A 14381-nucleotide genomic window follows, 5' to 3' on the forward strand; every position below is an offset into this window, starting at 1 on the left:
GGTGATGCGTCATCCCGCGCCGTTCCCGCGCACGGGCGCGCGAACGTGCCATGGCCTAGCATGGCGGGCGTCGTGCGGGCACGCCATGACTCCGCCGGCCGTCTTGGGGAGGGCGTCGCAATGGGTACGGTCATCGTCAAGCGCGCACCTAGGCGTCCCGCGCCCGAGATTCCGGTCGGGGAACTCGTCATCGACGCGCCGCCGGAGATTCCGCAGGCCGCGGGCGGGCGCTGGCAGCAGGCCATGATGATCCTGCCGATGCTGGGCAGCGGCCTGGGCATGGCGATGATGGTCGGCCGCGGCAACGGCGACAAGATGTCCTATCTGGCCGGTGGCATGATGGGCGTGTCCAGCCTCGGCATGATCGCCGCGAGTCTGATGAACGGCGCGGGCCAGCCGAAGAAGGCCGAGATGATGGCGGCCCGCCGGGAATACCTGCGTCACCTGGCCGGGCTGCGCCGTCGCGCCCGCCAGGCCGTGCAGCAGCAGCGCACCGGCCTTTTCTACCGCCATCCCGACCCGCAGCGGCTCTGGTCCACCGTGGACAGTTTCCGGCTCTGGGAACGCCGCTCGCACGACCCCGACTTCGGCATCGTGCGCGTGGGTCTCGGCCCGCAGTCGCTGGCCACACCCCTGCTGCCGCCGGAGACCCGCCCGCTGGAGGAGCTGGAGCCGATGACGGCCGGGGCGCTGCGGCGCTTCCTGGACGCGTACTCCGTGGTCCCCGACCTGCCGGTGGCGCTGTCCATGCGCGGCTTCGGGCGGGTGTTCCTGCGCGGCGACGGCACCGCCCCGCGCAACGACGGCATGTACACCAGCAACACGGCCACCAGCGGTTTCGCCGGCGATCACCGCGACGGCGGCGACGTGCACGGGCTGACCCGCGCGATGCTCGCACAGCTGGCCGTGTTCCACGCGCCCGACGACCTGATCATCGCGATCTGCGGCTCCTCCTACCGCCGTGAGGCGTGGGACTGGGCCAAGTGGCTGCCGCACCACCAGCACCCGAGCCGGGTGGACGCGCTCGGCCCGGCCCGGCTGTTCGCCACCTCCGCCCAGGAGATGGAGGGCATGCTGGCCGAGGTGCTGGCGGGCCGACCGCGGTTCGGCGCGGGCGAGGGCGCGCCGCACGTGGTCGTCGTGCTCGACGGCGCGGACATGGCCGGGGCGGGGCAGCTCGCCGTGCCCGAGGGCCTGTCCGGCATGACCATCCTCGACCTCGACACCCCGCCGCCGCGCCTGCTGGAGCGCGGCATGCTGACCCTGGAGGTGCGCGGCCGGGAGCGGGCGCTGCACACCGTGACCGCGGCCTCGGTCGCCGAGGTGGGCATCGCCGACCGGCTCAGCGTCGTGGAGGCCGAGGCGCTGGCCCGCCGGCTGGCCCCGCTGCGCCTGTCCGCCACGACGATCACCAGCAGCAACGCGATGACGAGCGAGAAGGGCCTGGCCGACCTGCTCGGCATCCCCGATCCGGAGCGCTTCGACGTGGCGTACGGCTGGTCGCCCCGCGCGAGCCGCAACATGCTGCGGGTGCCGCTGGGCGTCGGCCCGGACGGCTCCCCGGTCGAGCTGGACATCAAGGAGTCCGCGCAGGACGGCATGGGCCCGCACGGCCTGCTCGTCGGCGCGACCGGCTCCGGCAAGTCGGAGCTGCTGCGCACCCTGGTGCTCGGCCTGGCCGCCACGCACTCGTCGGAGCAGCTCAACTTCGTGCTGGTCGACTTCAAGGGCGGCGCGACGTTCGCCTCGCTGGACCGGCTGCCGCACACCTCCGCGGTCATCACCAACCTGGAGGGCGAGAGCCACCTGGTCAACCGCATGGGCGACGCGATCACCGGCGAGGTGCTGCGCCGCCAGGAGCTGCTGCGAGCCGCGGGCAACTTCGCCAATCTCAAGGACTACGAGAAGGCCCGCGCCGGCGGCGCGGCGATCGCCCCGCTGGCGTCGCTGTTCATCGTCTGCGACGAGTTCTCCGAGCTGCTGACCGCCAACCCCGACTTCATCGACATCTTCGTGCAGATCGGCCGGGTCGGCCGCTCCATCGGCATCCACCTGCTGCTGGCCAGCCAGCGCCTGGAGGAGGGCCGGCTGCGCGGCCTGGACACGCACCTGTCGTACCGGATCGGTCTGCGCACCTTCTCCGCGATGGAGTCGCGGGCGGTGCTCGGCGTCGGCGACGCGTACGACCTGCCCAAGGCCCCCGGCCACGGTTACCTGAAGTTCGGCTCGGAGCCGCTGCAGCGGTTCAAGGGCGCGTACGTGTCCGGCTCGTTCAAGAAGGCGGGCGAGGGCAAGGCCGCGCGCCGGGTCGACGGCCGCGACATCGTCTACGACTTCAGCAACCACTTCGTGCCCGTGCCGCAGCGCCCGAAGGACGCCGAGCCCGAGGTCAACTGGGACGTCAAGCCGGGCGAGAGCCTGATGGACGTCATGATCGAGCGCATGGTCGGCCAGGGCCCGCCCGCGCACCAGGTCTGGCTGCCGCCGCTGGACGTGTCCGACCCGCTCGACCTCGCCTTCGGTCAGCTCGGCCTGGTCGAGGGGCGCGGCCTGACGGTCGCCAACCCGGATCTGCGCGGCGCGCTGCGGGTGCCGGTCGCCATCGTCGACAAGCCCGCCCAGCAGCTGCGCGACCTGCAGTGGCTGCGGCTGGCCGACGGCGCGGCCGGGCACGTCGCGATCGTCGGCGCGGGCCAGAGCGGCAAGTCCACGCTGCTGCGCACGCTGATCACCGGTCTTGCGCTGACGCACACGCCGCAGGAGGCGCAGATCTACTGCCTCGACTTCGGCGGCGGCTCGCTCGGCGCGCTGCGCGACCTGCCGCACGTCGGCGGCGTGGCGGGCCGGCAGGACGCGCTGATGGTCCGGCGCACCGTCAGCGAGGTCGCGCAGCTGCTCAACATGCGCGAGACCCGCTTCGCCGAGCAGGGCATCGAGTCCATGGCCGCCTACCGGCGGCTGCGCGCGGCGGGGCGGTTCACCGACGACCCGTACGGCGACGTGTTCCTGGTCGTCGACGGCTGGAGCACGCTCAAGGAGAACTACGAGGACCTCGACCCGGTCATCACCGACTTCGCGACCCGCGGTCTGGCCTACGGCGTGCACGTCGTGGCGACGTCGCTGCGCTGGCGCGACTTCCGGGCCAACATCCAGGACCAGTTCGGCAGCAAGATCGAGCTGCGGCTGGGCGACCCCGGCGACACCATCTGCCGGGTACGCAAGATCGCGCCGCAGGTGCCGCAGCGCCCCGGCTTCGGCCTCACCCCCGACGGCCTGTTCACCCTCGCGCTGCGCCCCGACGTGGACGCCCTCGGCCACCGCGACGACCTGATCCGGCACATCGCCAAGCACTGGGACGGCATGCCCGCACCGCGGGTGCGCATGCTGCCCAGCGTGTACGCGTACGAGCGGATGAGCCTGGAGACCGGCGGCGACTGGTCGCTGCCCATCGGCATTGCCGACGACCTCACCCCGGCCGTCGTCGACTTCTACGCCGACGTGCACCTCACCGCGTTCGGCGAGAGCGAGAGCGGCAAGTCGACGCTGCTGCGCCAGATCGCCCGCACGATCACCCAGCGGTACACCCCCGACCAGGCCAAGATGATCATCATCGACCCGCGGCGCAGCCTGCTCGGGGCGGTGACCACCGAACACCAGCTCGCGTACATCAGCAACCTGTCCCAGATCCGCGACTACGTCGAGGCGATCCGGGTCAAGATGGAGGAGCGTCGGCCGCCGGACGGCACCCGCCCGCAGGACATGCCGCTGCGGCCCTGGCTGGCCGGGCGCGGCGAATTCTTCCTCATCATCGACGACTACGACGTGGTCGTGTCCGGTGGCGGCCATCCGATCGAGCCGCTGGCCGACTTCCTGTTCCAGGCCCGCGACGTCGGCCTGCACCTGATCGCGGCGGCCAACGCGAACTGGGGCGGCAACCGGTCCAGCTACGACGCAGCTCTCTCCCGCCTGGCCGCAGCCAACGCGCCTTACCTGATGCTCTCCGCCGAGAACATCGTCAGCGCGCCGTTCGGCAGCCGGATGAAGTACGACCGCATGCCGCCCGGCCGCGGCCGCCTCATCACCCGCCGCGGCTCGCGTCTGGTCCAGCTTGCCGAGCTGCCCGCGTTCTAGCGGGTCCCGCGCAAGACGAAGGGGCGCGGCCGGAGGAATCCTCCGCCGCGCCCCTTCGACATGTCCGGCCTCAGTGGCCGCCGTTCTCCTTGGCACGCTCGTAAGAGCGCACGATCTCGGCCTCGGCCTCGGTGCGGCCGACCCAGGTCGCGCCCTCGACGCTCTTGCCGGGCTCCAGGTCCTTGTAGACCTCGAAGAAGTGCTGGATCTCCAGCCGGTCGAACTCGGCCACGTGATGGATGTCACGCAGGTGCTCCAGGCGCGGGTCGTCGGCCGGCACGCAGAGGACCTTGTCGTCGCCGCCCTTCTCGTCGCGCATGCGGAACATGCCGATGGCGCGGCACTTGATCAGGCAGCCGGGGAAGGTCGGCTCCTGGACCAGCACCAGGGCGTCGAGCGGGTCGCCGTCCTCGCCGAGGGTGTTCTCGATGAACCCGTAGTCGGCGGGGTACTGGGTGGAGGTGAAGAGGGTGCGATCCAGCCGGATCCGCCCGGTTTCGTGGTCGACCTCGTACTTGTTGCGCTGCCCCTTAGGGATCTCAACCGTGACGTCGAAATCCATTTCACACTCCCATTGGCCTGTTAGTTCGCCGACGTTGGCGAATTTTAGTTAGTCTCGCCTGGCTGGTTCGGGGCATCGGAGGAGGGCCGCTTTGGGGAGGCAAGGTTCACACTACGGTGCCGAACCCGGAGATGCCGCGGGTTCGCCGTCCGGCCCGCCGGGCGAGTGGGTGTGGAACGGGCAGGAGTGGGTGTGGCAGCTCCACACCGGTTATCCACAGGCCCCGGACCAGGGAAGCAGCGGGTATCCACCGGCTTATCCACAGAGCGCAAGCCCCCGACCGGGTGCTTATCCACAGGATGTGCACAGCTCTCCCCAGGACCGCCAGCCCTACGGCGGCCGTCCACAGGACACGCAGCCGGGTAATCCACAGGCTTACGGCTCCGCGCGTCCACAGGTCTACGGCAGCCAGCAGGGCCAGGCTTCGCCCGGCTACGGTTCGGCGCAGGTCCCGCAGGGCCAGTACGGCTCGGCCCCGCAGGCGCAGGCCGGATACGGCTCCGCGCAGGTGCCGCAGGGGCAGTCGGGTTCCGGTCAGGGCGCCGCGCAGGTTCCACAGGGCCAGTACGGCTCCGCGCAGGTCCCGCAGGCTCAGCCGGGGCCCGGTTACGGCTCGCCGCAGGGCCAGTACGGCTCGGCCCCGCAGGCACAGGCCGGCTACGGCTCGGCGCAAATGCCGCAGGGCCAGTACGGAGCTGCCCAGGTCCCGCAGGGTCCGGAAGCGGCGTTCGGCGCGGGCGGGCCCACCCGTCCCGGTGAGTACGGCCGACCCGCCGGGCAGACCGCACCCGAGCCCACCGCGCCGAAGGGCGGCAAGCCGCGCAAGCACCGCAAGGGCGTGCTCATCACGGTGCTGACGCTGGTGGTCGCGCTCGGCGCGGGGCTGGGCGGGATCGCCGTGTTCAAGCCTGGCCTGATGTCGGACCTGCTGGCCTCTCCCGACTGGCAGTCGCCCAGCGCGGCCCCGCCCGCCGAACCTGCGGTCGCGCCGGTGCTGGCGGCCCTGGCCGACGCTCCGCTGCCGGACGCCGCCGCGCTCAAGAAGGTGCTGGACCCGCTGGTGATCAGCTCCCCGCTGGGCAGCAGCGTCAGCGCCTCGGTGGTCGATGTCACCACGGGCGAGGTGCTCTACGAGCGCGCCCCGACCGAGATGATCACTCCAGCGTCGAACACGAAGCTGGTCACGGCGGCTGCCGTGCTCATCACGCGCGGCCCCGACTACCGGATCACCACCCGGGTGGTGGCCGGGCCGAACCCCGGCGAGGTCGTGCTGATCGGCGCGGGCGACGCCACGCTCGGCGTGACCGCCAAGAAGTTCTACGAGGGCGCGGCCCAGCTCGACGATCTCGCGGCGCAGGTCAAGAAGGCGATGGGGGACACCCCGATCACCAAGGTGATCACCGACGGCAGCCTGTACTCCGGGCCGAACGCGTCGCCGGACTGGCCGAGCGACACCCTGGGCGAGGGCAACGTCTCCCGGATCACCGCGGTGATGATCAACGGTGCGCGCACCGACATCAAGGACCGGGTGATGCCGTTCAACCGGTACAACGACCCCGAGCGGGCCGCCGGTGACGCCTTCGCGAAGCTGCTCGGGCTGACCGGCAGCGCCAAGGGCAAGGCGCCCGCGACCACGACGGCCACCGGTTCGACGGCCCCGTCACCGCAGGCCAGTGCGGCCGCGGCCGGGCCGCCCGCGCCGGGCGCCGAGCTGGGCTCCGTCCGTTCCGCGCCGCTGCTGCGCCAGGTCGAGCAGATGCTGACCGAGAGCGACAACACCCTGGCCGAGGCGCTGGCCCACCAGGTCGCCCTGGCCAAGGGCCAGCCCGGGTCGTTCGCCGGTGCCGCCGCCGCCATCGAGCAGGTGGTGACCGAGCTCGGGCTCGACGCCACGCAGAGCGACCTGCTGGACGGCTCCGGCATGTCCCCCAAGAACAAGATCTCGCCGAAGGTGCTGACCGGCCTGCTCGTCAAGGCCGCGGGCGGCACCGACTCGCATCTGTCCGACTTCTTCAACGGACTGCCTGTGGCCGGCTGGTCGGGCACGATGACGCTGCGCTTCGCCAAGTCGAAGTCGGGCTTCGGCGTGGTGCGGGCCAAGAGCGGCACGCTCAACGGCGTCAACTCGCTGTCGGGGGTGGTGCAGACGGCCGACGGGCGGCTGCTGGCGTTCGCGGTGCTCGCCGACAACGTGCCGACCGACCGGGAAACGGCGCAGAACGCCCTGGACAAGATCGCCGCGTCGATCGCGGTGTGCGGCTGCCGCTGAGGGCTCAGCCGCCGGTCAGTTCACCTGCCCGGCGGCTGACCGCGATTCCGCCGGGCAGCAGCGTCGGGCCCTGCCCGCGCCAGGCCGTGACCAGCGCGTCCAGGGCCGCGACGTGCCGGTGGGTCAGCGCCGCCCGGGGCGCGCCCAGTTCCGCGGCCCAGCCGTGCAGCACGCGGGTACGCAGCGCCGTGGGCAGTTCGCCCAGCGCCTCGGCGGACAGCCCCGCGGGCGTACGGCAGCGGTCCAGGGCCTGCCCGGCCAGCTCGTCGAGCAGGTCGGCGTCCGCGCCCAGCAGGGCGGCGGACCGGGCCAGGTTGGCCACGACGCCCTCGCCCAGAGCCGTGACCAGCGCGGGGAGCGCATCAGCCCGCACCCGCGCTCGGGCGTACGAAGGATCGGTGTTGTGCGGGTCTTCCCACGGCGTCAGATCCTGCGCCGCACATGCGGCTCGGCACGCGTCCCGCGGCACGTCCAACAGCGGCCGGCTGAACCGCGCCCCGGCGTGCGTCCGGTGCGCCGGCATCCCGGCCAGCCCGCGCGGCCCGGCCCCGCGCGCCAGCGCCAGCAGCACCGTCTCGGCCTGGTCGTCCCGGGTGTGTCCGAGCAGGACCGTCGCCGCACCGAGCCGCCCGGCCGCCTCGGCCAGCGCCGCGTACCGCGCCTGCCGCGCCGCCGCCTCCGGCCCGCCGACCTCCCCGACCTCGACCGTCGCCACCTCCACCGGGTCGAATCCCTGCTCCCGGGCCCACCGCGCGACCTGCCCGGCGCGCTCCGCAGACCCCTCCTGCAACTGATGATCGACGGTCACCAGCCCCACCCGCCACCCCAACCGCGTCGCGACGAACACCGCCCCCGACGCCAGCGCCAACGAATCCGCCCCACCCGAACACGCCACCAAGACCAACCGCCCCGCCCCGGCCCCTACCCCCGGGCGCAACTCTTCAAGACTTGTGCCATCCGGACCCGCCTGAGGCCGCGACTCCTCAAGAGTTGCGGCAGGCGGGGCGGCGGGGGCGGCGTGCGGGGTCGGGGTGGGGAGGGCGGTCAGGGTGTGGCGGATCGCGGTGCGGATCGCGGCGACCGAGGGGTCCAGCCTCATCCCCGGGTGTCGGCGGTGACGACGCGGGTCACCCACGCGTCGGGGTCGGCGATCTCGTCCAGGCTCGGCAGGGTCTGCGGGGAGGTCCAGATCTGGTTCAGGCCGTCCATGCCGACCCGGTCCAGCACCGACTGCACGAAGACCCGGCCCTCGGCGTACTGCCGCATCTTGATGTCGATGCCGAGCAGGCGGCGCAGGTACTGCTCGACCGGGTTGCCGGGGTTGCGGCGGCGGTCGAACGCCGCGCGGATGGTGGCGACGGTCGGGATGACCCGCGGTCCGACGCCGTCCATGACGACCTCGGCGTGGCCCTCCAGCAGGGTCAGCACCGCGGTCAGCCGGTCGAGCACGGCCCGCTGCTCGGGCGTCTGCACGGCCTCCAGCAGGGACGCGCCGCGGGTGCCCTCGGGCGCGCGAGCGGCCTTGATCGCCGCGCCGAACTGCTGGTAGGCCTGGCTGAGCAGGTTGGCCGTGGGCGGCTCGGTGGCCTCGATGAAGGCCCGCACCTCGTCCAGGAAGTGCCCGCGCAGCCACGGCACGGCCGTGAACTGGGTCCGGTGGGTGACCTCGTGCAGGCACACCCAGAGCCGGAAGTCGCGCGGGTCGGCCTTGATCCGCCGTTCCATGGCCACGATGTTCGGCGCGACCAGCAGCAGTTGTCCCGCCTGCACGGGGCGGCCGGGCTCGGCGGGCGGCGCGGCGAAGACGTCGTACTGGCCGAGGACCTTGCCGGACAGGTAGCCCAGCACCGCCCCGGCCTCCACCCCGGTGACCTTCGCGCCGACCAGGTTGCCGAGGAAGCCGACCTTCTCCTCCAGCTTGTCCGTCAGCGGCGTGATCACCGTCCGGAGCCCCTGCACGTTGACGTCGGCCCAGGTGCGCCGGTCGACCACGCGCACGGGCGCGTCCGGGACCTGCGGGATCATCTTCGTGTACTCCGCGACGTGGCCTATCGCCTCGTCGGCGAGCTGCCGCAGGTCGCGCACGACCGCGGTGGCCTGCTCGTAGGTGACCGACGGTCCGGTCGGGCCGAACCGCGCGGCGGTGGTCGAGGCGAGATCCCAGTCCACGAGAGCCATAGGTAAGAACCTACTCTCCCGTAGCCATATCGCCCCGCGGCTCGTGTTTTGATCCAGGGATGCGACAAGCGGTGTACGCGCCCCAGGGAGTGGTGGCCACCAGCCAGCCGCTCGCCGCCCAGGCGGGCCTGGCGATGCTGCGTGAGGGCGGTTCGGCGGTCGACGCGGCGGTGGCGGCGGCGGTCACGCTGACCCAGGTGCAGCCCGGCTCCAACGACATCGGCGGCGACCTGTTCGCCCTGGTCTGGGACGGAAAGCAGCTGCACGGGCTGAACGCCTCGGGCCGTGCCCCGGCGGCGCTGAGCCTGGCCGCGCTCACCGCGGCCGCGCACCCGCCCAACGACGCCCTCGGCGGGGGCCAGGCGCGGGCCGCGCTTGCCCCGCCGGCCCGCGGCTGGCTGCCGGTGACCGTGCCGGGCGCGCCGGCGGGCTGGCAGGACCTGCACGCGCGGTTCGGGCGGCTGCCGTTCGAGCGGCTGTTCGCCGACGCGGTGCACTACGCCGAGCAGGGCTGGACGGTGTCGCCGACGGTCGCCCGGCGCTGGGCCGCGTCGGTGGAGATCCACCGCGGGCTGGCGCAGCCCGAGTGCCGCGACTGGGCGGCCGTGTTCGCGCCTGAGGGTCGCGCGCCGCGGGTCGGCGAGCTGTTCCGCAACCCGGGCGCGGGCCGGGCGCTGCGGCTGATCGGCGGCAGCCACGCCGACTCCTTCTACCGCGGCGAGATCGCGCACGCGCTGGCGGCGTACGCGGCGGACACCGGTGGCCTGCTCACCGCCGCCGATCTGGCCGAGCACACCAGCACCTGGGTCGAGCCGGTCAGCACGGACTATCGCGGGCACACCGTGTACGAGATCCCGCCCAACGGGCAGGGGGTGGCCGCGCTGCAGGCGCTCGCGCTGCTCGACGGGCTGCCGCGGCACGGGCTGCACGAGCAGATCGAGGCGATGAAGATCGGCTTCGCCGACGCGCACGCGTACGTCGCCGATCCGGCCGCGTACCCGATGCCCGACCTGCTCGATCCCGCCTATCTCGCCGCGCGGCGGGCGCTGATCGGGGACCGGGCCGGTGACCCGCCGCCCGGGGACCCGATGAAGGGCGGCACCGTCTACCTGGCCGCGGCCGACGCCGACGGCATGATGGTCAGCCTGATCCAGTCGACCTACCAGAGTTTCGGCTCGTTCGTCGTGCTGCCGGAGTACGGCTTCGGGCTGCAGAACCGCGGGGCCGGGTTCAGCCTCGACCCGGCCCACCCGAACGTCGCCGCGCCCGGCAAGCGCCCGTTCCACACGATCATCCCCGGCTTCCTGTTCCGCGACGGCGCGCCGCTGGGGCCGTTCGGCGTGATGGGCGGGCACATGCAGCCGCAGGGCCACCTGCAACTGGTGCTGGCGACGGTCGACGACGGCCTCGGCCCGCAGGAGGCGCTGACCCGGCCGCGCTGGTACTGGCACACCGAGCGGCAGGTCGAGGTCGAGCCCGAGTTCGACCCGGCCCTGATCGAGGACCTGCGCGCCCGCGGCCACGAGGTCACCGTCGCCACCGACCGCGGCACCTTCGGCATGGGCCAGGCCATCTGGCGCATCCCCGGCGGCTACGTCGCCGGCTCCGAACCCCGCGCCGACGGCCAAGCCGCCGCCTACTGACCTCCCCCGACCCGGCCGCCTCCGCACCGCCCGCGCCGCGCCGCTTCGGTGCTGCAGTTTCAGGGAAACTGCGGTTATCCGGGCGGTGATGGCTGCAGTTTCCGTGAAACTGCAGCGATCTTGACGCCGTGGGCGGGGCTCGGGCGGGTCGGGGTGGGGTGCGTGTGGGCCGCCGCCGAGGGGTGGGTGGGGCAGGTCGTGGGGTGGTGCGTCATGTCCAGGCCCTACACGCGTTCGTTGACGCCACTGTGAAGATGGCGACTTTTGTCCGGATTAGTTGCGGGCTCGCCCTGGTGGCGGGTGGTGCGGTGATACCGGCGGGCAGCGGCGCGGCCGCGCCGAACGGCCCGCAGAAACTCCAACCGGCGTCCCGGGCCACGGCCGGGCGGGCGCCCACCAGCCGGCTCGCGAAGACCGACCGCAGCCTGCTCGACCGCACCGACGGCGAGCGCATCCCGGTGCTGGTCAAACTCGACCACGACGCCGTCGCCAGCTACACCGGCGGGGTGCCGGGCCTGGCCGCGACCAGCCCGGCGGCCACCGGCACCCGGCTGCGCGGCGGCGACGCCGAACGCGCCTACGAGCAGTACCTGGAACAGCGCGAAAACGACTTCACCTCGGCCCTCGCCGCGAAGCTGCCCTCGGCGCAGGTCGGCCAGCGGCTGCGCACCGTGTACGGCGGGGTGGCGCTGACGCTGCCGGCCAACGAGGTCAAGAAGCTGCTCGGCGTCGAGGGTGTGGTGGCGGTGCAGCGCGACGAGCTGCGCGAGCCGCTGACCGACTCGTCCAGCTCCTTCATCGGCGCGGACGTGCTGCAGAGCGGCGCGGGCGCGAACGGCGCGCCGACCAGCCAGGCCGGCAAGGGCGTCGTGGTCGGCGTGCTGGACACCGGCGCGTGGCCGGAGCACCCGTCCTTCGCCGACCAGGGCGTGCTCGCCGCCCCGCCGGTCAAGACGGACGGCACGGCGCGCCGCTGCGACTTCGGCGACAACCCGCTGACGCCCGCCAAGGACGTGTTCCGCTGCAACAACAAGCTGATCGGCGGCGCGGCGTTCCTGAAGGGCTACCTGTCGGCGTTCCCGGACGAGACGTACAAGTCGGCCCGCGACAGCGACGGGCACGGCACGCACACCGCCTCGACGGCCGCGGGCAACGTGCTGGCCTCGGCGAAGGTCTTCGGGGTTGAGCGCGGCCCGGTGCACGGCGTCTCGCCGGGTTCGTGGGTCAGCGTCTACAAGGTCTGCGGCGAGAACGGCTGCATGTCGTCGGACTCGGCGGCCGCGGTGGCGCAGGCGGTGCGCGACGGCGTCGACGTCGTCAACTTCTCCATCTCCGGCGGCACCGACCCGTTCAGCGACCCGGTCGAGATGGCCTTCCTGGACGCGTACGCGGCGGGGGTCTTCGTGGCCGCCTCGGCGGGCAACTCGGGCCCGGACGCCGGCACGGTCAACCACCTGTCCCCGTGGGTGACCACGGTGGCCGCCTCCAGCCAGCGGCGTGAGTTCAGCGCGGGCCTGACCCTGCAGGCCGGGACCGCGACCAAGCTGCTGAACGGGGCCTCGCTGACCGCGGGCGCCGGGCCGGCCCCGGTGGTGCGGGCCGGTGACGTGCCCGGCTACAAGGGCGGCATGGGCTGCGCCAAGCCCGCGAAGAAGGGCCTGTTCACCGGCAAGATCGTCGTCTGCGAACGCGGCGTGAACCCCCGGGTCGAGAAGGGCTGGAACGTCCGCGAGGGCGGCGCCGTCGGCATGATCCTCTACAACCCGACCCTGCAGGACGTGGAGACCGACAACCACTGGCTGCCCACGGTGCACCTGGCCGACGCGGCGGTGCTGGAGTTCCTCGCCGCGAACACCGACGTCACCGCGACGATCACGGCTGGGCAGGCCAACCCGGGCACCGGCGACGTGATGGCGGCGTTCTCCTCCCGCGGCCCCGGCGGCCTCGCCCTCAAGCCCGACGTGACCGCGCCGGGGGTGCAGATCCTGGCGGGACACACGCCGACTCCGGACGCCACCGCGGGCGGCCCGGCCGGTGAGCTTTTCCAGGCCATCGCCGGCACGTCCATGTCGTCGCCGCACGTGGCCGGCGCGGCCGCGCTGCTGGCCTCCCGGCACCCGGACTGGACCCCGGGCGAGCTCAAGTCGGCACTGATGACCACGGCGGTGACCGAGGTGGTCAAGGAGGACGGCGAGACCCCGGCCGGGCCGCACGAGATGGGCGCGGGCCGGATCGCTGTGGACCGCGCCGACCAGGTCACCCTGACCGTCTCGGACTCCGCCACCCGCATGATGACCCTGGCCGGCGACGAGGTGCGCGCCGTCGACCTCAACCTGCCGTCGATCAACGCGCCGATCATGCCGGGCCGGCTGTCCACTGTGCGCACGCTGCGCAACATGACCGACCGGACCATCACGTACGCCGTCGCGGCCACCGCACCCGCGGACAGCTCGATCAGCGTCCCGCCGACGGTCACCGTGCCCGCCCGGGGAGCCGCGCCGCTGCCCGTGACGATCTACTCCCGCTCGGCCGCCGACGGCTACCTGTCCGGCGAGATCCGGCTGACCCCGGCCGAGGGCGGCCCGGCGCTGCACCTGCCGGTCGCCTTCCAGCCCGCCCAGGGCCAGGTGACGCTGGCCAGCACCTGCACCGCGAAGAAGGTGACGCTGACCCGCACCGCGCAGTGCACGGTGACGGCCGCCAACACCGGCTTCGACGACGCGGCGGTCGACCTGACCACGCGCCTGGACCCGGCGCTCGCCGTCACCGGCGTCGACGGCGGGGCCACCGTGGACGGCCCGCGTGAGGTCAGCCATGACACCACGCTGCGCGGCATCGAGCCGGGCACCCCTGACGTCGCGAAGCTGGACGACCGGGTGTGGCAGCCGCTGGACGTCACGCCCGACCCGATCGGCGACGAGGAGATGATCACCTACGACGTGCCCGGGTTCGGCTACGCCGGCCAGACGTACCACCGCATCGGCGTGGTCTCCAACGGCTACCTCGTCGTCGGCGGCGGCACCAGCCAGGACATCCGCTTCGAGCCGCCCGCCGTCGACGGCGTGCGGGCTCCCGACGCGGGCCGGCCCAACAATGTGCTGGCCCCGTACTGGGCCGACATGGACGGCTCGCAGGCCGACGGGGTGCGCGTCGCGACCGCCCAGGGCGGCGGCGTGGAGTGGATCGTCGTGGAATGGCGGGTGAACCGCTTCGGCACCACCGACACTCAGCGCTTCCAGGTCTGGCTGGCCACCGGTGAGAACGAGGACATCCGGTTCGCGTACGACGCCAAGGACCTGCCCAGTGGTGCGAAGGTGTTCGCGGTCGGCGCCGAGAACGCGCTCGGCAAGGGCACGCTGCGCACCGAGAAGCCGGGTCCGGACCTGCGCGTCCAGAGCACCGGCGGGCACCCGGGCGGCGTGGCGTCGTACACCGTGCAGTTGCGCGGCATCATGCCCTCCGACGCCCGGATCACCACGAGCATGACCAGCCCGGAAGTCCCCGGCACCACGGTCGTGCGCACCCGCATCCCGGTGGTCGCCCCGTAAGCCCTGCCCAGCAGGGTCGTGATGTTCGGAAGGGCACCTTCTACGACGCG

7 protein-coding genes are annotated in these 14381 nt (G+C 72.9%); 4 read left to right on the forward strand and 3 right to left on the reverse strand.

Features of this window, described 5'->3' with window-relative positions; all coding sequences use genetic code 11:
- The first annotated feature begins 120 nt into the window (after positions 1-120).
- Positions 121-4131 carry a type VII secretion protein EccCa gene (eccCa, locus tag AB0B35_RS31250; RefSeq protein ID WP_361052183.1) on the forward strand — a complete coding sequence of 1337 codons (4011 nt, stop codon included), beginning with the start codon at positions 121-123 and terminating at the stop codon, positions 4129-4131.
- A 70-nt stretch (positions 4132-4201) separates the two neighbouring features.
- Here the strand turns inward: eccCa and AB0B35_RS31255 are convergent, their stop codons facing one another.
- A complete protein-coding gene (locus tag AB0B35_RS31255) occupies positions 4202-4693 on the reverse strand; it encodes an inorganic diphosphatase (protein WP_203698955.1) in 492 nt (163 codons plus the stop codon).
- Between the two features lie 301 nt (positions 4694-4994).
- Here AB0B35_RS31255 and dacB point away from each other — a divergent pair, with 301 nt between their 5' ends.
- Positions 4995-6962 (forward strand): D-alanyl-D-alanine carboxypeptidase/D-alanyl-D-alanine-endopeptidase, encoded by a 1968-nt coding sequence (gene dacB / locus AB0B35_RS31260; RefSeq protein WP_361052186.1) that lies wholly within the window; start codon positions 4995-4997, stop codon positions 6960-6962.
- A 4-nt stretch (positions 6963-6966) separates the two neighbouring features.
- Here dacB and tilS read toward each other — a convergent pair whose 3' ends face one another.
- Together tilS and AB0B35_RS31270 are read right to left on the reverse strand one after the other, a co-directional pair.
- Entirely contained in the window at positions 6967-8061 is a 1095-nt protein-coding gene (gene tilS / locus AB0B35_RS31265) for a tRNA lysidine(34) synthetase TilS (protein ID WP_361052189.1), read from the reverse strand.
- Positions 8058-9140 (reverse strand): zinc-dependent metalloprotease, encoded by a 1083-nt coding sequence (locus tag AB0B35_RS31270; RefSeq protein WP_361052192.1) that lies wholly within the window; start codon positions 9138-9140, stop codon positions 8058-8060. Before AB0B35_RS31270 ends, tilS begins: the two co-directional genes overlap by 4 nt.
- Before the next feature lie 59 nt (positions 9141-9199).
- Between AB0B35_RS31270 and AB0B35_RS31275 the strand changes: the two genes are divergently transcribed.
- Entirely contained in the window at positions 9200-10783 is a 1584-nt protein-coding gene (locus AB0B35_RS31275; RefSeq protein ID WP_361052195.1) for a gamma-glutamyltransferase family protein, read from the forward strand.
- Between the two features lie 254 nt (positions 10784-11037).
- Positions 11038-14331: a S8 family serine peptidase gene (locus AB0B35_RS31280; RefSeq protein WP_361052198.1), complete on the forward strand. Its 3294-nt coding sequence runs from the start codon at positions 11038-11040 to the stop codon at positions 14329-14331.
- Positions 14332-14381 lie beyond the last annotated feature (50 nt).

It is taken from the genome of Catellatospora sp. NPDC049133, assembly GCF_040648455.1.
GTDB classification, from domain to species: Bacteria; Actinomycetota; Actinomycetes; order Mycobacteriales; family Micromonosporaceae; genus Catellatospora; species Catellatospora aurea.

Bases quoted from the DNA above. Each gene is read 5' to 3' on its own strand.
- eccCa (WP_361052183.1), top strand. From the start codon at position 121: ATGGGTACGGTCATCGTCAAGCGCGCACCTAGGCGTCCCGCGCCCGAG.
- AB0B35_RS31255 (WP_203698955.1), bottom strand. From the start codon at position 4,693: ATGGATTTCGACGTCACGGTTGAGATCCCTAAGGGGCAGCGCAACAAG.
- tilS (WP_361052189.1), bottom strand. From the start codon at position 8,061: ATGAGGCTGGACCCCTCGGTCGCCGCGATCCGCACCGCGATCCGCCAC.
- AB0B35_RS31270 (WP_361052192.1), bottom strand. From the start codon at position 9,140: ATGGCTCTCGTGGACTGGGATCTCGCCTCGACCACCGCCGCGCGGTTC.
- AB0B35_RS31275 (WP_361052195.1), top strand. From the start codon at position 9,200: ATGCGACAAGCGGTGTACGCGCCCCAGGGAGTGGTGGCCACCAGCCAG.
- AB0B35_RS31280 (WP_361052198.1), top strand. From the start codon at position 11,038: ATGGCGACTTTTGTCCGGATTAGTTGCGGGCTCGCCCTGGTGGCGGGT.